The sequence below is a fragment of the Streptomyces sp. NPDC057438 genome (assembly GCF_042802995.1).
Classification (GTDB): Bacteria; Actinomycetota; Actinomycetes; order Streptomycetales; family Streptomycetaceae; genus Streptomyces.
The window spans coordinates 1-18200 of the sequence record NZ_JBHVDD010000130.1 but is presented as its reverse complement, the minus strand read 5'-3'; the positions used below and the strand labels follow the sequence as shown (position 1 = coordinate 18200).

General features: G+C 67.4%; 15 protein-coding genes and 4 pseudogenes. 16 read left to right on the top strand and 3 right to left on the bottom strand.

The annotated features are described in order from the left end of the window. Positions 1 to 761: 761 nt before the first annotated feature. Positions 762 to 2678, top strand: a complete 1917-nt coding sequence (locus tag ACFU5F_RS39700) for an ATP-binding protein (RefSeq protein WP_383898207.1) — start codon at positions 762 to 764, stop codon at positions 2676 to 2678. Positions 2679 to 2696: 18 nt separating this feature from the next. Continuing rightward, positions 2697 to 3407, top strand: a complete 711-nt coding sequence (locus ACFU5F_RS39695; RefSeq protein ID WP_383898205.1) for a response regulator — start codon at positions 2697 to 2699, stop codon at positions 3405 to 3407. Between the two features lie 417 nt (positions 3408 to 3824). Here ACFU5F_RS39695 and ACFU5F_RS39690 read toward each other — a convergent pair. Next, positions 3825 to 4038 (bottom strand): annotated as a pseudogene (locus tag ACFU5F_RS39690) (transposase); the annotation flags it as partial. Positions 4039 to 4131: 93 nt separating this feature from the next. On the opposite strand from ACFU5F_RS39690, the pseudogene ACFU5F_RS39685 reads away from it, so the two are divergent. The 3 genes and pseudogenes from ACFU5F_RS39685 to ACFU5F_RS39675 all read left to right on the top strand — a co-directional run. Further along, positions 4132 to 4725: pseudogene (locus ACFU5F_RS39685) on the top strand (PP2C family protein-serine/threonine phosphatase); the annotation flags it as partial. 64 nt (positions 4726 to 4789) lie between these two features. Further along, positions 4790 to 5293 (top strand): MarR family winged helix-turn-helix transcriptional regulator, encoded by a 504-nt coding sequence (locus ACFU5F_RS39680; protein ID WP_383898203.1) that lies wholly within the window; start codon positions 4790 to 4792, stop codon positions 5291 to 5293. Between the two features lie 242 nt (positions 5294 to 5535). Then, complete coding sequence (locus ACFU5F_RS39675) at positions 5536 to 5958, top strand: hypothetical protein (RefSeq protein WP_383898201.1); 423 nt, start codon at positions 5536 to 5538, stop codon at positions 5956 to 5958. A gap of 263 nt (positions 5959 to 6221) precedes the next feature. Here the strand turns inward: ACFU5F_RS39675 and ACFU5F_RS39670 are convergent, their stop codons facing one another. Continuing rightward, positions 6222 to 6974: a DUF4142 domain-containing protein gene (locus ACFU5F_RS39670; RefSeq protein ID WP_383898199.1), complete on the bottom strand. Its 753-nt coding sequence runs from the start codon at positions 6972 to 6974 to the stop codon at positions 6222 to 6224. A 374-nt stretch (positions 6975 to 7348) separates the two neighbouring features. Between ACFU5F_RS39670 and ACFU5F_RS39665 the strand changes: the two are divergent. The 5 genes and pseudogenes from ACFU5F_RS39665 to ACFU5F_RS39645 all read left to right on the top strand — a co-directional run. Further along, positions 7349 to 8180: pseudogene (locus ACFU5F_RS39665) on the top strand (DNA repair ATPase); the annotation flags it as partial. A gap of 552 nt (positions 8181 to 8732) precedes the next feature. Then, complete coding sequence (locus ACFU5F_RS39660) at positions 8733 to 9074, top strand: RHS repeat-associated core domain-containing protein (RefSeq protein ID WP_383898197.1); 342 nt, start codon at positions 8733 to 8735, stop codon at positions 9072 to 9074. Next, positions 9071 to 9712 carry a hypothetical protein gene (locus ACFU5F_RS39655; RefSeq protein ID WP_383898195.1) on the top strand — a complete coding sequence of 214 codons (642 nt, stop codon included), beginning with the start codon at positions 9071 to 9073 and terminating at the stop codon, positions 9710 to 9712. Before ACFU5F_RS39660 ends, ACFU5F_RS39655 begins: the two co-directional genes overlap by 4 nt. Before the next feature lie 19 nt (positions 9713 to 9731). Further along, positions 9732 to 9938, top strand: a complete 207-nt coding sequence (locus tag ACFU5F_RS39650) for a hypothetical protein (RefSeq protein WP_383898194.1) — start codon at positions 9732 to 9734, stop codon at positions 9936 to 9938. 920 nt (positions 9939 to 10858) lie between these two features. Then, positions 10859 to 11140: a hypothetical protein gene (locus tag ACFU5F_RS39645; RefSeq protein WP_383898193.1), complete on the top strand. Its 282-nt coding sequence runs from the start codon at positions 10859 to 10861 to the stop codon at positions 11138 to 11140. 277 nt (positions 11141 to 11417) lie between these two features. On the opposite strand, the pseudogene ACFU5F_RS39640 reads toward ACFU5F_RS39645, so the two are convergent. Beyond that, positions 11418 to 11716, bottom strand: a pseudogene (locus ACFU5F_RS39640) (alanine:cation symporter family protein); the annotation flags it as partial. A 180-nt stretch (positions 11717 to 11896) separates the two neighbouring features. Here ACFU5F_RS39640 and ACFU5F_RS39635 point away from each other — a divergent pair. The 6 genes from ACFU5F_RS39635 (at position 11897) to ACFU5F_RS39610 (ending at position 18111) form a co-directional block, all read left to right on the top strand. Beyond that, on the top strand, positions 11897 to 12334 hold the full coding sequence (locus tag ACFU5F_RS39635; RefSeq protein WP_383898192.1) for an STAS domain-containing protein: 438 nt from the start codon (positions 11897 to 11899) through the stop codon (positions 12332 to 12334). A gap of 1272 nt (positions 12335 to 13606) precedes the next feature. Further along, on the top strand, positions 13607 to 14527 hold the full coding sequence (locus tag ACFU5F_RS39630) for a DUF1996 domain-containing protein (RefSeq protein ID WP_383898190.1): 921 nt from the start codon (positions 13607 to 13609) through the stop codon (positions 14525 to 14527). Positions 14528 to 14736: 209 nt separating this feature from the next. Next, the gene (locus ACFU5F_RS39625; RefSeq protein WP_383898188.1) at positions 14737 to 15873 is read left to right on the top strand and encodes a molybdopterin-dependent oxidoreductase; all 1137 of its coding nucleotides are present in this window, start codon (positions 14737 to 14739) and stop codon (positions 15871 to 15873) included. An 8-nt stretch (positions 15874 to 15881) separates the two neighbouring features. Further along, positions 15882 to 16280 carry a hypothetical protein gene (locus ACFU5F_RS39620; protein ID WP_383898186.1) on the top strand — a complete coding sequence of 133 codons (399 nt, stop codon included), beginning with the start codon at positions 15882 to 15884 and terminating at the stop codon, positions 16278 to 16280. A gap of 107 nt (positions 16281 to 16387) precedes the next feature. Continuing rightward, a complete protein-coding gene (locus tag ACFU5F_RS39615; RefSeq protein ID WP_383898184.1) occupies positions 16388 to 17005 on the top strand; it encodes a hypothetical protein in 618 nt (205 codons plus the stop codon). Positions 17006 to 17058: 53 nt separating this feature from the next. Then, on the top strand, positions 17059 to 18111 hold the full coding sequence (locus ACFU5F_RS39610) for an NAD-dependent epimerase/dehydratase family protein (RefSeq protein ID WP_383898182.1): 1053 nt from the start codon (positions 17059 to 17061) through the stop codon (positions 18109 to 18111). The last annotated feature ends 89 nt before the right edge of the window (positions 18112 to 18200 follow it).

The window sequence follows — 18200 nt, the reverse complement described above, 5'->3', positions numbered from 1 at the left end:
GGACGATTGACCCCCGTCGAATACGAGACCATCATGACCCCACCCGCAGCCCTGGCTGCATAAACCCCGCTGTCACCCGATCATGCAGCAGTCCCTCCAGCTGAGCCGAAGCTCAGGAGTTGTCACCAGCGGGACGGCTGAGCTGGTGAATGGGGACGTTCGAGGCAGCCTGGTTGTCACCAACGAGGCATTCGACTTGTCACAGGCGCTCATTCATCAGTCTTTCTGTCACCAGAAACGAAGATCGGGAGTCTGAGGTTCTCCACGGCGCTTCGATGAGCTCATGACCGCTGTTGCTGCCGCCGGATCCGTCCCGCGGCGGCAGGTGGCGGGATCATCGGCTGACTACAAGTCGACCCTCACCGCCATCCCTGGATACCTGGCGAACAGGACCTGGCTGTCTGAGAGCAGCGTCGGACCGACGCCTGTCCGCGCTGGCTAGCGGGTGAGGCCGAGGAGGTATCAACGCAGACTCAGTGCACGGGCAAGCGTTCCCGGGTACCCGGAAGAACTGTCCCTTGTAGCGGGGAGGAAGGCTTGTCGATGGTGTCCGGGTAGAGGTTACTCAGGGCTCAGGGGGGGCGATGGGGGACCGATCTGTAGACCAAGACACGGCCGGTGGCACGTCAAGGGTCGGACCAGCGCTGATGCAGGCACGGCTTGCATTCGCACTGTGGTTGGGCATTGTTGTGCTCGCTATTGTAATTCTTGGTCTCGTCATATTGACACGATCAGCGGCGCGGCCGGAATGGCATCCGTGGGTGATCGCTGCGCTGGAGCCTGTCGCGTACATCGCCTACGCTTTTCCCGGCCTGGTGATTCTCAGGCGGCGCCCGCGTAGTCCCATCGGATGGCTGCTGCTGATTTCCGGTTTTGGTGCAGTGCTCGATGCCCTAGCACACGCGTATGCGCTCTACGCAATTCTCCGTGGATTTCCTGGCGGAGTTATCGCAGCGTGGGTGTCCAGTTGGGCGTTTGCGGTGGACCTTTTTCCTGTGTTCTTCCTCCTGCTAATCTTCCCTGAAGGTCGACTGTCATTAGTGCCGTGGCGGGTCTCCGCATGGTTTGTGGGCGGCTGCGGGGTGTGGGTGACGCTGTATGCAATGTTCGTCCCGGGGCCGCTTGATCGCCAGTACTACCCGGAATTGACCAACCCATTCGGTAATGCTTGGGTGCCGTTCTCTGATCCGGGAAATGAGGGCATTTTATCCTTCTTGTTCGTGGCATGCCCTTTCCTTCTTGCGGCTGCATCTCTGCTCCGGCGTTTTATCGTCAGTGGCGGGATAGCGCGCCAGCAAATCAAGTGGGTGGCAATGGCGGCGCTAGTGGACCTCGTCATGGTGCTGCTGATCGTGCCATTTCATAAAGGAGCCTTGGCGACAGCTGTTATCGATCTGGCCGGTGTGGTGCTCAGTACTGCGATCGCCATCGCGATCGTGAGACACCACCTGTTTGATATCGATCGGATCCTCAGCCGCTCACTTCTCTATGCGGCGCTCACCGCCAGTGCGATCGGTCTTTATGCGGCCTCGGTTACTCTCCTCGGCCTTGTCATACAAGGATCGATCCCCGCTACCGCGTCTCTGTTTGCCACAGCATCAGTGGCTGTCGCACTCCAACCCCTCTATCGCTTCCTCCAACGCGTCATCAGCCGTTTCATCTATGGACTAAGAGATGATCCGTATGCGGCGCTGGCGCAGCTGGGCAGGCAACTAGAGGCAACCACAGGACCGGAAAGCGTGCTCCCCCAGGCTGCAGCAACCGTTGCCCAGGCGCTGCGCTTGCCCTACGTGGCGGTTCAATTGCACGGTCACGATGCAGGCAGCCCGGCGCTGCCCGCCGCCCGCTACGGCAGCGAAAAGCCCGACGTGCTACGCCTCCCGCTGGTTTACCAAGGCGAGGAAGTCGGCGCCTTAGTGCTTGGGGCACGTACTCTCGGAGAGCCGTTCACAGCGGCAGACCTAAGGCTCATGCGTGATGTGGCACGGCACATCGCACAAGCTGCTGCCGGAGTTCAGATGACTCTGGCGCTGCTGCACTCGAGGCAGCAATTGATTGCAACCCGTGCCCAAGAGCGCCGTCGATTGGGACGTGAGCTTCATGACGGCGTCAACTCGGCGTTGGGTGAAGTTGTGTGGGGTTTGCAAGCGGCGCGGAAATGGCTGCGCACCGATCCCGCGAAGACCGAGGCGCTGCTCGATGCTGGGCTCGCTCGCATCCACCATGGCATCGAGACCGTGCGTCGCATTTCCCACGGCCTGCGTTCACCCATTGATGGGGTGGGGGTCCTGGATGCTGTCCGGGATCACATTGAGCGGTTTCCCCTGCCCGTCGATACCGATATACCTGAAGCGCTTCCCGAACTGCCGGCGGCTGTAGAAGACGCTGCGTATTGGATCGTGGTCGAGGCCTTGGCCAACGTGGTGCGCCACGCGCATGCCTCCTCCTGCAGTGTGCGCCTGGAGGTTCTGCCGCAGTCGCTCCTGCTCACAATCACGGACAATGGCTGCGGCCTCCCAGTGCCCCTGCGTCCCGGAGTCGGCTTGGGGTCCATGCGCGAGCGTGCAGCCGAGATCGGCGGAGACTGCAGTGTCCGCACTCGTTCGGAAGGAGGAACTGAAGTGGTTGCTCTCCTTCCTCGAGGACTACCTGGTGTCGTTCTTGCTGACCTTCCGTGACTTGTGGAGGAGCTTGTGATGAATTCCGTCAGCCACATACCTAATGAGCAGGCGGTACGTGTTCTGATCGTCGACGACCATTCCTTCGCGCGCTATGCCCTGCGCATGCTGTTGGAAGCGGATCCTCGCATCAGAGTGGTCGCCGACGCCAGTAATGCTCAGCAGGCAGTTCAGCGGGTGAGCGAGTTCCATCCCGACGTAGTACTCATGGACGTACGGATGCCGGAGAGAGACGACGGTCCAGTTGTCGACAAGGCTGGCATCACAGCGACGAGGGAAATCGTGCGGTTACGTCCGCGCACAAGGGTGCTGGTTCACTCAGATTGGGACGAGGATCCTCTCGTCGCCGCCGCGATGCGGGTAGGTGCCTGCGGATACTTGCGTAAGGCTGACAAGAGGGAAGACCAGTTAGCCATGATCATTCTCGTAGTGGCCTCTGGTGCCTCGGTGTTCAACTGGTGTGACGATCGGATGCGCCGACTGTTTGATACCGCCTACACTGCGCAACGCCAGTCCGCCCTACCCCAGCTCACCCCCCGCGAGCGAGACGTCGTCAACCTGGCAGCGGGCCCACAGGAGCCACCCAATCGCGTCATCGCTCGCAAGCTGGGCATCGGCGAAGGAAGGGTGGCAACGTATCTTTCCGAAGCCAAGCAAAAGCTGGGAGCGTCTGACCGCAGGGAACTCATCACCATCGCACGTGCAGCAGGTCTCGGTGCGGAAACCTGATTCCCGTCTGCCGGTATAACGCTGTCATGACTATGGAAGTCCCCCAAATGCATGCTGTCTCCGTTGGGGGCAGCCGAAAGAGCGCACTGACAGCGTGAGGGGCTGACCCAGGTATGAGCCCGAGGGGCCATTGACTGGGAGGTAATGACGGATGGGGGAGAAGGAAATGAACCCTGCACCGAAGCAAGGCAAGCAGCGTTGCCTCGCCCGCTGGGGGAGGGCGATCCGCCTGTGGACACCTGCCGTATCTACACTGATCACGACAGCAGTCACGGTCTACCAGCATTTCAGCCACACCTGACGGTGGTGACGTGTGAACAGCTGATGGCGGCCCGGACGTCGTGGACCGCTCCAGAACGGGGAGGCGGCCCATGGGTCGGCGATGAAGTTCTCACGGAGTGCAGGCCGACCCCAGACGGCGCCGGCTGCGTGCTGGTGGGCCCGGACTGTGGTGGAGCGACGCTGATCAGCCAGTGGATGCCACCAGCCGCGTCGACCTGGGACTGTTCCACGCCACCGCGTCGATGACCAGCCGATGATCCCGCCACCTGCCGCCGCGGGGCGGATCCGGCGGCAGCAACGGCCGAATCCGCTCCCAGGCGGCATCCGTCAAGCCACCCCTGTAGTCCATCGTCAGGTCAAACGATGGCCTGATCCACGGGACACGGCCTAGGCGAGCACATAGCAGGCGAACAGCCGACGGGTCGCTTCCCCGCACGGCGTCCGGGTGATCGTCGGCGATGTCCAGGGCAAGGGGCCGGCCGCAGTCGAGACGGCCGCGGTGGTGCTCGGCGCCTTTCGGGAGGCCGCCCATGACGAACCCGACCTGGTGGGGCTAGGTGAGCGGCTGGAGCGCAGTGTGGCCCGGGAGTCGGAGGGGGAGAAGTTCGTCACCGTGAACCTCGCCGAGATCGACTCCGATGGCGAGGCCGTGTTCCCTCGACTATGGCCATGCTGCCCCCATGCGCCGCGCCGGGACGGCGCCGCCGAATTCCCGCAGCCGCCCTCCTACGTGTTGCTCCGGGGGCTGGGCGCCCATGGAAGCGACGGCCCCACTTTGTACCCGGTGGCGTTCCGCCCCGGTGAGCAGCTGCTGTTGTACACCGCCGGTGTCACCGAGGCCCGCGACGAGCACGGCTCGTTCTTCCCGCTCGCCGACCGGGCGTACCTGCTGAAGGCGGCCGACCCGCACAGTGCGCTGGACGCGTTGCGCGAGGACGTCGTGCGGCACGCGTCCGGGCCACCGCACGACGACGCCGCGATGCTCCCGCTGCGCTATCACGGTCATGGAATGGGAAAATCTGCTCGGGCCGATTGAGTGTGCGGGTGCTGCGGCGCGTAGAAAGGGAGGCATGGCGGAACACAGGGCCCCCCTGGGGGACATGGATGATGTTGATGCGGTCACTCGTGCGGTGCTGACCGCGTCACGGCTGCTCGTGGCGGTCTCGGCGCGCTCTCTGGCCGAGGTCGAGGAACGGGTGACGCTTCCGCAGTTCCGCATGCTGGTGGTGCTGTCCACTCGTGGTGCCACGAAGTTGGTCGTGCTCGCGGACCTGCTCCAGGTGGCGCCCTCCACCGCGATGCGCATGGTGGACCGCCTGATCGCCGCCGGGCTCGCCGACCGTCAGGTCAACCCCGACAATCGCCGCGAGACCATGCTCCAGCTCACGGACGAGGGGCGGCGCACCGTCTCGGACGTCACCGCGAGGCGTCGTGCCGAGATCGCGGGGATCGTCGGGAGGCTCGGGTCGGAGCAGCGGGCGGCTCTCGTCGGGGCGCTCACCGCGTTCAACGAGGCGGGTGGCGAGCCCTTGGCCCCGGTGTCGGACGACCCGGAGTTGTATCCGCTGGGATGGGTGGACACGGCGGCCGGGCGCGGCGCCTGAGGGCGACCGTCATCGTCCGTGGCTCGTGTCGTGGTCGCGAGTGTCGGGCCGCGGTGCGGCACTCTTGCCGGATTTTACCTATGCAAGAGAGTCGTGAAGGGGGATGGCTGGAGTGGTGACGCGGGTTCGGTTGCCGAAGCCCGGCAGCGCGCGCCGTTTCCCTATATGCGGGTGAAGGCGGTGTGGCTGTGGGGCGGGGTGCCCTCATGAGGCGTTGCGACTCGCGGGCAGTGGAGTAGCGGGTGCCCAGGCCGCGTCGGCAACCGCCCGTGGCGGAAGCGGGACTGACGTCGCGACTGAGGACGTCCGCGTGGGGGCCCACGGAGTTCGTCGGCCTGCCGCCGCGGTGGCTCCTCGCCGAGGGACTGGACGCGGGGCTTCTGGCCTCCGGCATGATCGTGGGCGTCGGAGCCGTGGGGGTGTGGACCGGCCGGCCGGCTTTCGCCAGTGGTGGGGCGGGGCTGGTCGTCTCCGTCGCGCTGGGCGTATATCTGCTCGTCACGGGGGCCGGGCGTGCGCTGGTCGGGATGGTCACGGTGCTCGGGATGTGCCTGGCGCTGGTGACCGCGGTCGAGGGTGGGCCCGGCGCCGGCACTCGGCACGGCCGCTACCTGTGCTCGGTGGCCAGCGCCGAAGGAATCCCCCTCAGCATGACGATCTGGTGAGGCTGTGAGAAGTCGACCCGGCCCGGGGACCCGCTCGGGTCGTCCACGACCCCGAAGGCAGGGTGCGGCCCCGCGGCGTGGACCCGGAGTGTGAGCGGGGCCGCTTGGCCGACTTGGCGGCCCTGGCGTGCGCCCTGGCCGCCCGGTACGTGGTCGCGGTCGTGCGCTCCTTCCGGCTGCCCCCCGCCCCTGCGGCGACCGAGACGCGGCCGCGTCCTCCGGCCGATTGAGGACGAGGCCGGCGCGGTGAACCGGTGGCCGTGTCACTCCGACGGCGACGCGCCAGCTGTCGGGCTGGCCGTCGGGGCGGCGGTCTGCACGTTCAGGTCCGGGCGGGGGGTCAGGACGACCATCGGGGCTCCCTGCTGGGGTACGGGCGGGGTGGCCTGCTCGCTGGGGATCTTCGGCGGGTTGGTCTGCTGGTAGTTGACCTGGTCGTGGTTGACCAGGCCGGTCTTCTCCAGCACGGTGATGTGGTCGAGCACGGTGTCGTTGGCCAGGTCGGCCAACTGGCGCACGAGGGTGTTCCTCGTACTGGCGCGGATCTTGGCGATGGCCGGGAAGATCTGGCCGTGCGTGACACGCATGATCTGCACCGCGGTGGAGTCGAACTCCTTGCCGGTGGCCGCGTCGACGGTTGCCACGAACTGCTGCTGTTGCGGGCTCGCCTGGTTGTTGAGCGTGATGTTCAGCTCTGGAGCGATCTTGCGGCACATCTCGTCGAGGCCGGCGTGCCCGACGACCAGGTGTTCTCCGGCCTCCTTCATCTCCGGTGTCGTACCACGTTCCATGGCCATCTCGCCGAGCGGGTACTCCCACAGTCCGGCGGAGCGGACCTTGATGACGAAGTCCCGGTCGGCCTCCGTCAGGGGGCCGTACTGGGTGTTGGCGATGATCCGCTCCGTGCCTGTGGCCGCCTTCTCGACGCCCAGTATGGCGGGGTAGGCGAGCGCGGCGACGGTCAGCAGCAGACCGCCGCTCACGAAGATCGTTCCGATGCTCCACGTACGACTCATGGCAACTCCTGGCAGCGGGTGGCCGTACCGGCGAGTCCGGCGTGGTGCGCCGGACTCGCCGTGCGGCTGGGTCGCCAGGGGGTACGGATGAGATCGGCGGATCAATCATTGCGCTGGGTAAAATTTGCAGTGTGCCTGGGATGGGTGTCTCAGTGATTCGGCGTGGTCCGCGCTGACCTGCGAGAACGTAATAGAAAGACGCTCTTTCGCTGGATCCGGTTGGCCTCGGAGAGGCGTGCCGTGCGTAGGTGGCGGAGTCATATGCCCGTTCGGTGGTAGGGGTGGCGAGTCGTCCGACACGCGTACGGTGAGCGGACCGCTTACCCGTACCTCGACGGCGAGGGCGACGGAGTGCTGGGCGAAGTCCCTTGTGCACCCTCCGCCCCGGCACCCACCGCTTCGCCGTCAACACCCAGCCCCTCGACCTCACCCTCCTCCCGCACGGTGAGGGTCGCGCTGACCGGCACCGACTACCGCTCTCCCGTCACCGACCCCGACTTGGCCACCACCCGCCCGTACTGGGAACGCCCCCTGCCCTCGGAGTCACCCGAGGCCTACCGGGCCGAGCACCTCGCCGCCCGCCTGCTCGACGAGCACGGACCAGCCGCACTCGCGGAGGCCGATGACCTCCCGGCGTTGGTCCGGCGGGCGGCGGAGGCGGCGCACGACGAGGGATACGAGCGCGGCGTCCACGACCACGACGCGACCCTGATCCTCACCGCGCTCCTGCGCCTGCACGAGGACGCCGGCCTCCTCCGCCACGAGCCCGCCGCCCGTGCCGCCGCCCAGCTTTTTTGGGCGCACGGCACGACGGCCGAGGAGCGCGACGGCTGGATCCGGCGTGCGGTGTCCATGGCCAGGGCCCGTGACACCTTCGGTCTCACGCCCGCCATCGACGACCTCGTGGCCGAACTGGCGGAGGCGATCGGCACGGAAGCGGACGCCGCCGCTTATCTCTTCGAGGAACTGACAAGCGGCTCCGACGGCTTCGTCATCAGCGACGGCACCCGTACCCTGCTCGACAAGTTCCGCCGAACGGTGGGCACGTCGGCCGACGACGACCTGGCCACCCTCGTCGACCCGGCCGCCCGCAAGCAGCTCGTCGAGACATGGCTGACGTCGTACACAGCCGCGACCGGATCGGACGCCACCCCCGGCGACCTGGCCGAGGCGGTCGCCGCAGAACTCCGCCCGAACCTGGCCCGCTAGCTGCAGCAGCCGCTGGATCCCTGTGCCGTCCGGCTCGTTCTCTCACCGGCTGGTCGTCGTGCTCCTGCCGGATGTGGCTGCACTCCGCTGCAGGTGAGCCGGGACGTCCGGTCGGCTGGAGTGGCACCTTTCCTGGAGTCGCCTGATGTTCAGACGCTTCACCAGCTCGACAGTCGTCGTGTGGTTGCTCGCGGTCGCTGGTGTGGTGCTCACTCTTTGCGGCGCCGTGATGTGGGTGTTGCCGGGGCCCGGTCTTCCTGTTCTGCTGCTCGGCGTCCTGTGCCTGGTGGCTGCGGGAGCGAGACGGCTCGGCCGGACGCCGAGGCTCAACGCGTTCCGTCATCTGCCCCGTAGGCATGGCGCGGCAGGACGGGTAGGGCGTACACCAGGACCGTCACCGAGTACGACAGCCTGTCCTGACCCACCATCACCGAGCTGACCCTGCCGTCTCCGACGCACTCGTCGAGGCGGGCGCGCCGGCCACCCTCGCGTTCGAGAAGCACTACAACATCGACGGCACGCTGCAGGGCACCAAGGAATACGCGCTCGGTGGCCTGCCCTCGGAGATCGTCGACTACGGCTACACCGGCCTCGGACAGGTCACCTCCATCGGCGGCAGCACCGGCTACCTCCCTCGATGTCGACTACTCCGCCCTGGGCCAGGCTCAGCAGCTCGTCCTCGGCACCGCCAACACCGCAGACACCGCTACAGGGCTCACCCACGTCGACGCCCGTCAGTACGACCCGGAGCTCGGCCAGTTCATCAGCGTCGACCCGCTCCTGCAGACTGGCGTGGGACAGACCCTGAACGGCTACAGCTCCGCCGTCCAGAACCCGCCGACCATCGCGCCTGTCGTTGCGGAGGCCGTCCCACTCTGGTCAAGGGAATGAAGCCCACCGGCCTCGGAGGCATCCCCGGCGGACGCAACGTCACCCTGCCCTCGACTCCGCCTCCCACGGGCCGGCTGAACACCGTGCCTCTGCCCAAGCCCGGCCCCAAGCCCGGCCCCAAGCCCAAGGCTGAGGCCGACAAGAACGGGTTCCAACGAACGACCGACTCCTTCGTCTCCACACCCGGCGGCTTCAAGGAGAAACTCGTGGGGGCGGCATTCGGCGCCCTGGGGATGGACAACTGCCGAGGTGCGTGTGCCACCTTGGGCGGAGGATTCTTCGTCAGCGCGGAGGGCTCCGCCTGCATCGTGATGACGAAGAGGCCGGACGGGTCCGTGGACCGCGGATGGACGCGCTCCATCGGTGTCGGCGGCGCCGGATTCGGATTCAGCGGTGACATCTCCAAGCTCCGCAGCAACGCGGACGACATCGGCGAGTTCGCCGGATACGGCCGCGATGTCGGAGCCTCCGTCTTCAGCGGCGTCGGCGGTACGATCAATCACGAGCACGCCATCGGCACGTACAAGTCGCAGGGGGAGCAGGTACACACACTTGAGATGGGCATCGGTGTCGGTCTTGAGTACGAGGGGTATGCCGGTGTGAACCAGACGTGGAGCGGCACATTTTCACCCGGGTGAGATTCAGGAAGGTGTGGAAATGTCCAGTTTGATCGTCGGTATCCTCCTGATCACCTTCGGTGTTTGTCTCATCGGGGATTTCGGAAGGATCGCGACTCGTCTCTACGCCTTCTTTGCCGATTTTATGAACCCCGGACGTGCCGCCGCCAAGACTTTCCGGGTAGTCGGAGTATTCGCGGTCCTGTTGGGAGTCGGCTGGGTCGGCACCTCCTTCCCTCTCGGATAGCACGTCGGATGGCGGGCGAGGCGTGCCGCAACAGCATGCGGCACGCTTCGCCCGTTCTCTGCAAAACAAAAGGAGCCGCGACTGCGGCCCCACCGTCCGGCGTGTTGTCTGCGGCGCGACAGTATCAGTGCCTTCACTCGCCACGCACAGCCGGAGATGAAATGCCAGAGGATGCAATAGCTTTAGCGGCCACTGAGGGTGATGCAGGATTCTCATATCTGGTAGGGAAGGGGATGCTCGGAATCCTCGGGTTCTTCCTCGCCTTCAACATTCGCGACGCCGCCTATCAGATCTACGAACTCCTCACGAGTCGCGGGCCATTCGCTCCTGGTCCTGGGTTCAGTCCGATCGTCATCAGGAGCGTCGGCGCTTTCGTAGGCGCCGTTTCGACCTGGTCGTGTGTGCAGGGCCTGACTTCCTAGGCGGAGTTCGCGACCCGACCATGAGAGTTTTGCGAGTTCCTACTAGGAAAACTGGCGGTCATTCGGTCGGCCAGGTCCCCTGGTCCGCGCGGTGCTCATGAACCATGACCGATACCTGTACGTCTTTCGAGGACGTCGCGCGGCGGATCGGCGGACTGCGGACGCTCGCCGCTTCGTCACACGCTCACTCGTCCACCTGGCGACGCAAGCCAGGCCGGCGCTCCTCCTCCGCGCACGACTCGAAGTCGGCACACGTCAGCTTGTTGCCGGGCTGCCGCACCCCTCGCCCTGGTTCATGTGTCCTCCAACAGCACACGGGAAGGCCACCGGACAGACCGAACCGGTGCTCTCATCGGTCCCCGTCGGCCGCCGGTGACTCCGCTGGAAGGCCCCCACAGGTGATTCCTCCGGCGGAGGTTCCCCGACCGAGACCCCCCGCGGCCCGTCGGCAGGAAGCGCTCGGGGTTCCGGGTGGCCACCCGCAGGTAGGCCGCGATCGTGCGTGCGCTGGTGGGCTGTTGCACATGGTCGCTGGCACCCGCGATCACCGTCGCCGCCCTGCCGGTCAGAACGGCACTCGGCGAACTCCGGCACCGAGGAACCTCTCGTGAGCAGTGGGCGTTTGCCGCCCACCGTCGCGCTGCAGCCGCCGGAGCGACCACAGCAGCCGCCACGATCCTGCTGGGCTGGCACCAGGCAGGACCCGCAGCTGTGGCCTGGGCCCTCCTCATCGGAGCGCTCACCGCCCACCTCGTCCACCGAGACGAGGACCGACCGTGATCGATCGCCTGTCAGGCACATCCGGATCGCCCTGGCGACCATGCCCGCACTGTCGACGTACGTCTGTCGGCCTGCCCCACCCGTGCCCAACGCTCTCCAACTGGACACAGCCGACCGCCGACGCCGAGGCCGTCGTGGAGGAAGCTGCCCCGTGCCTTCGTCAGCGCCGCTCACCACAGGAGTTCCCTCACGCATGATCTGGCATTGGATCGGCCTCGTCTTCTTCTCCCTCACGCTGCTCCCGGCTGGCCTGGCCCTGGCCAGTGGCCGGATACCGCACCGGCTGAGGCGCAGCGTTGACGTGCACCAGAATGACGATCAGGCACGCCGCGAAGTAGATGCCTGCCATGGCGGGGACGAGCATGCTGGTGACGTTGGGGATCGAGTGGATGCCGACGATCGCGGCGATGGGGATGCCGAAGAGCGGCGCGCCGACGGAGGGGCCCATCAGGCCGTCCTCGCCGCAGGTGATGGACACCAGCTGCGCGCAGGACTGGTTGACCTGCAAGAGTTGCCGCCGAAGAAGCCGAAGAAGAGGATCATGAAGGGGGCGAGGACCGCGAGGACCTTGCCGAGCCTTGCCGCTCGCGTGGTCCGCCGGAGGCACCAGTCTCTGCGGTGCGCCGAAAGTCTGCGTGGGTGGTTGATGTAGGTCTTTGCCTTGTGCAAAGATTGCAGCGTGGGGGCGTCGTACGTGCTTCCTGGAGCGCCGGGAAGTCTGGTCGGCAACTGTCGCCGAGCTGTCCCGGAAAGCCGATGCCACCGCCTCAGAGCACCCCACAAGATGATGAGACAGCCGCTGCCGCACCGGTGGGCGGTGATGAGCCGACCCTGCTGCAAGAGCCCCAGGAGGTGGCTTCGTCGTCGAGGCTGTCCGTCCGTCGGGAGTTCGGCGGACGTCTCCCGCCGAGACTGGAGTTGCACCTTGGGGGAGAGCTCGATGCTGACACCGCGCCTGGACTCCGTGAGGATCTGGCCGTCCTCGCTGCCCGCTCCACCGAAGGCTTGCTGGTACTGAACCTGTCGGGTATCACGTTTTGCGACTCTGCAGGGCTCTACACCTTGCTGGGGATTCGCCAGACCCTGCCTCTGGCTGATATCGAGGTGCTGTTCACCGGAGCCAGCGCGGTGCTCCGGGCCGCTGCGGACCGGGCCGGTCTGACCGCCCACCTTGATTTGGGGGACGGCCCCTGAGCGTGTACCTGGTAGATCCCGGCCGCTGAGCCGGCATGGTCATCGGCGCCGACAAAGGCCGGCGCATGTGCTGGTGGGCGGAGAGAGCGTAGGTCTCGGGCCGTCAGGAAGAACGCCACACTCTCTCCTTCGGTGGACGACCCGCCGGAGCGGCTGCTTCGCTTCATGGTTCCCCGCGCTTCGCAGCGGCTGGAGACACCTGTTCATCCCAGGAGCCAATGTGTAGGCAGATTCAGAAATCGAAACGTGCCTTCCCACCGGCGGCGCCGGTCACTCGCTGGGCTGGTCCTCCATCGCCATCGGCGGTCTTCTCGCTTCCTCGGGATCAAGCAGATCCAGTGTCAGCGTGTCCACCACTCAGGGCGAAGCACCGGGGCGGGTCGGCGATGGCGCCGTCCTCCAGCCCGTCGGGCCTGGCGCGCAGCCCTGCGCCCGGAGGGCTCGGAGCGTGCGAGATCCAGGCGACGAAATGCGGCGGGTCGTATCCGGCGAGCGTTCCCGCGCCTGGGACACGGGCAGCGCCCAGTCCCGTGAATCCTTACGAGAGCCTGACGAGGCACCCCGAGTTCTTTCACCGCGCTCGTCCCATCCGTAACTCTGGTTGCGAAGTCGCAGCAGGGTGGCGGCTTGGGGATTCCGAGAAGCCGGCAGTGAGCACGCCCAACACCCGGCCGGCGTCCACGAGCCCCTTCGAGGCATTCCCTGCCGGGCTCGCCCGGGGCGCCCCCTACGCCGGCCGTAGCCGGGAGGGCGTTCGTGACTTCGTCTGCGGCAACCCCGTGGTGCCCGGCTGTCGTTCGAAACGGTGCGGCTGAGCCTGGCCGCGAACGCCAAAGGCATCGAATGCGCGGCTGTGGTGAGCGGAAGCGCACTGAAGCGGCGCTTGATCCAGAGAGCTCAGAGGATTCCCATGCGACGAAACACGCGTAAGCGATCGAAGACGACCCGCCGGGCCATCGCCGCCGTGGCGGCGACTGCCCTGGGGGGCAGGAGGGCTGGTAGCGGCGAATGTGTATGCCTCGGCCGGTGAGAGCAGGGGCGGCGATAGCACCAAGAGCTCGCTCCGGGATCAAACGAACCAAGCCGTGGCGGCGGGAGCCGCCACCATCGACTGCCCCGATGTCGGTACCCGGCTGCAGCAGGTGCCTGATCAGGCCAGCGCCGAGGTCGACAGGCAACTCGCGCTGCTGGACCAGCAAGTCGCGGATGTCCACCAGCGGTTGAAAAACCTAAGCCATACGGCAGGACGGCGACTTCGCCGACAACGCGATCATGGGCCCGCTCAAGGACAAGCGGATCGCGACCATCGACCGCATCGCGATCGCCATCGGCCGTACAGCCGACCGCCCGCAGGGCCTGGAGTCCCTCGTGGCCTGCACGCTTCTCGCCACCGAGAACCAAGCCGGCACCGGCAACGGCGCGGGCGGCGACAATCAGAACGGCCAGGCCTCAGGGAACGGGCAGGACAAGCCCGGCAACAGCGGACAGGCCGGCAACGGTCCGGTCGCCGCCGACTTCGCGGACATCACCACCGTCCAGCCCAATGTCAACAGCCCCCAGCGGCAACAGAACGCGTCGCTCGGCAAGTTCACCACTGAGTGTGGAGTGAACGCGAACAAGCTGTACAACTCCGACAACATCATCGTCGCGCCCGGTGTGGACAACGGGGCGCACCACACGCACGACTATGTCGGCAACCAGGCGAACGACGCCTTCGCCGACAACGAGGACTTCGCGGCGGGCGAGACCACCTGCCGGAACCAGGGTGACAAGTCGTCGTACTACTGGCCGGTTCTCCGCCTGCAGGACGGGACCAAGGAGTTCGACGCGGACCAGCCCGGCGGAGGCGCGGAGGGCAATACCGGCAGGATTCTCACGGCCTCGCAGGTGACCCTGGATTACGTGGGCAGTGCGACCGGCAAGGTCGTGGCGATGCCCAGGTTCCTGCGGATCATCACCGGAGACGCCAAAGCGTTCACCAACGGAACGGCCAATGCCAACGCGGCATGGAACTGCACGGGCTTCGAGGACCGCCAGCTGACGGACAAGTACCCGATCTGTCCCGAGGGCAGCAGTCTGGTCCGTACGTCCAAGTTCCAGAGCTGCTGGGACGGCCAGAACATCGACAGCGCCCACCACCGTGATCACGTCGCCTGTCTGCGGCCACCACATACCGCAGGCCGGCCCGCGTGATCGAGGTCGTCGGCGTCGGCAGCGACGCGACCACCTTGTGACTGGCTCGATGGGGGCGTTGTCAGGGGCGGTGTTCGCGCCTGTCCGCGGGCCCGCTTCCTGGCCTGTTCAACCTTGCTGCCAGGGATACGCCCCTGTCGAAACACGTCCGTGTTCCGTAAGGGGCTCCGGCGTTCCGAAGCGGCTTGGCAACGGGTGGGATGAGGTGCATGGAACAGCGCTCTTTTCCGCCGGTCTTCCGGGGCAGGCTGCACGATGCCCGGACGGCGACCTCGATCGGCCGGTGGCTGGGTCTGGCGTTCGCGGTCTGCTTCGTCACCGGACTGATCAGTCACGTGATGCAGCGTCCACCGGAGTGGCTGGCCGACGGCCTTCCCAGCCGTCCGGTGTGGGGCTACCGGCTTACGCAGGGGCTGCATGTCGCGTCCGGCATCGCGGCGATTCCGCTGCTGCTGGCCAAACTGTGGACGGTGTATCCGCGCCTGTTCGCCTGGCCACCGGTGCGTTCGGTACGGCATGCGCTGGAGCGGTTGTCGGTGGCTGTCCTGGTGGCGGCTGCCGTCTTCGAGGTGGCCACCGGCCTGCTGAACACCGCCCAGTGGTATCCGTGGCCGTTCTCCTTCGTGCCGGTGCACTACGCCGTGGCCTGGCTGCTGGCCGGGGCGCTGGTGCTGCACATCGCGGTCAAGGCGCCCGAGATCCGGGCGCACTGGAGCCGGCGCTCGCCAGGCACACTGGCCCTGCCGGAGGAGGACGGGGCCGACCGGCGTTCGCTGTTGACCGCGGTCGCCGCGGCGGTGGGGGCGGTCACCGTGACCACGGTGGGTCAGTCCTTGACCCCGCTGAAGGATCTCGCTCTGCTCTCACCCCGCCACCCGGACCACGGTCCGCAGGGTCTGCCGGTCAACCGGACCGCCGCGGCGGCCGGGGTCGGTCTGGTTCCAGCCGAGCGTTACCGCCTGACGGTCGTCGGACTGCGGCCGTACACGCTGACGCTGGATGAGCTGCGTGACCTGCCACAGCACGAGGCGGAGCTGCCGATCGCCTGCGTGGAGGGATGGAGCAAGTCAGCACGCTGGACGGGCGTGCGGATCATGGACCTGCTGGAGCGGGCGGGCGCCTCGCCGCACGCGCGGGTGCGCGTGGTGTCGTTGCAGACCCGGGGCGGCTACCGGGTTTCGGAGATGGGGCACGAGCACGCCCGCGACCCGCTGACCCTGCTCGCGTTGCGCCTGAACGGGCAGGAGATTTCCCCCGACCATGGTTATCCGGTGCGCCTGATCGCCCCGAACCGGCCCGGGGTGCTGCAGACGAAGTGGGTCGGCCGGCTGGAGGTTCTGTCATGAGGGTGCGCATGCTGCGGGTGCTGACCGGTGCGGCCGGTGTGGCGCTGATGGGTGTCGGGGCGTCCCTGCTCGTGGACGTGCGTGACTTGACGGGTGTGGTGGTCTGGCTGGGCGGGGCCGTGGTGCTGCACGACGTGGTGATCGCGCCGCTGGTGCTGCTCGTCGGGCTGGTGGCTGTGCGCGCCGGCGTGCGCGGGCCGGTGCGCGGGGCGCTGTTGGTCGCGGGCGCCCTGACGGCGGTGGCGCTGCCGGTGCTGCTGCGCCCGGGGAAGCCTGCCAATTCCTCGGTGCTGCCACTGGATTACCCACGCAACTGGCTGCTGGTGCTGGTGGCTGTGGCGACGGTGACAGCCCTCCTGACGGCTGTGCGGGGGACCCGCCGTATCCGGCGGCGGTCGCCTTCGTAAGTCCGACGCCACGATGCCCGTTGCACCGTCTCGCGGGTGTCTTACGTGTGTCTTACGCGTCGGTGGTAGCGGCGGTGCCAGGCTCGGCCGGATCGTACGGTGGCGCGATGCGAACCCTTCGTACGACGGCTCTGGTGACCGCGCCGCCCCTGCTGCTGGCCGTGGCTGGTCTGACACATCCGCGCCATCTGACGGCGGCGACGGCCGACCACTGGGCCGGCCTGCACATCGTCCTGCTGCCCGCCTTCCCCCTCCTGGTCCTCGGCCTGCTGATCCCGTTGTGGGGCCGGCCGAGGCGGGATGCGGAAGGCGCCCTGACCGTGCTCGCGTGGGCAGGATGCTTCACCTACGCCGCCTATTACACCGGGCTCGACGCGGTGGCCGGCATAGGGGCCGGGACGGCGGCGGGCACAGGTGTGCGTGGGGTGGTGGGACGGCTGTTCGCCACCGGTAACGAGCTGGGCCGGGCAGGCGTGTACGCCCTGGCGATCGCCACCCTCGCCACGGGCCTCGTGCTGCTGCTGCGCCACGGCGCGCGAGTGCTGCCCGGCGTCCTGGTGGTGCTGGGGGCGTGCTGGTCGTTCGCCGAGAGCCACATCTTCTGGCCGCGGGGTGTGTTGAGCATGCTCGGCTTCGCCGTGGGATTCGGCCTGCTGGTGCTGGCCTCCCGGACCGGTGACGACAAGCGTGCGCGGGCCACGGCGGGAAGCCTTACGAACTCCTGACGGATCCCCGCAGCGGGGTCCGTGGGTGAGTGCGCGGCCGTAGCGTCGTCCCCATGTTGATCCTGGTCACCGGAGGTGCGGGCTTCATCGGCTCGCACATCGTCACCGCCCTTTCCGGCGCCGGGCACGAGGTGCGCGTGCTCGACTCGCTACTGCCCGCCGCACACCGCACGGCTCCGCCGATCCCGGAGGGGGTCGACTGGTGGGACGCCGACGTCCGCGATCGGGAAGCGGTCGCCGCCGCTCTGCGCGGCGTGGACGCCGTCTGTCACCAGGCCGCGATGGTCGGGCTGGGCAAGGACTTCGCCGACGCTCCCGACTACGTGGGTTGCAACGACCTGGGCACGGCGGTGCTCCTGGCAGGGATGGCGCAGGCCGGGGTGGGTCGGCTGGTGCTGGCGAGTTCGATGGTGGTGTACGGAGAGGGACGTTACGAGTGCGCCCGGCACGGTGTCGTGCGGCCGGGGCCGCGCCGGGTGGCCGACCTGGAGGAGGGCCGCTTCGAACCACCGTGCCCGAAGTGCGGTGACCCGCTCGCCCCGGGACTGGTGTCCGAGGAGGCGCCGGCTGACCCGCGCAACGTGTACGCGACCACCAAGCTCGCCCAGGAGCATCTCTCGGCCGCGTGGGCGCGGGCGACGGGCGGCCGGGTCGCGGCGCTGCGGTACCACAACGTGTACGGGCCCGGTATGCCGCGAGACACCCCGTACGCGGGCGTCGCCTCCCTGTTCCGGTCTGCGCTGGAGCGTGGCGAGGCCCCGCGTGTCTTCGAGGACGGCGGCCAGTTGCGGGACTTCATCCACGTCCGGGACGTCGCCGCGGCCAACGCCACCGCACTGGCCGGGGTGGACGACCTGCCGGACGGCACGATGCGGGCGTACAACGTGGGCAGCGGCGACCCGCACACCGTGGGGGAGATGGCCGCCGCCCTGGCCATGGCTCACGCGGGGCAGAAGCTGGTCGTCACGGGGGAGTACCGTCTCGGCGACGTCCGCCACATCACCGCCTCCTCGCAGCGGCTGCGCGACGAACTGGGGTGGAAGGCGCAGGTTTCCTTCGTGGAGGGGATGGCGGAGTTCGCGACGGCGCCCCTGCGCGCGGGCTGACGTTCAGCCCTGGGACGCCCCCGTAAGGCGAAGGACCGGCCCCGGCTCGTCCGCCGGGGCCGGTCCTTCGCCTTACGGGCCGTTCAGAC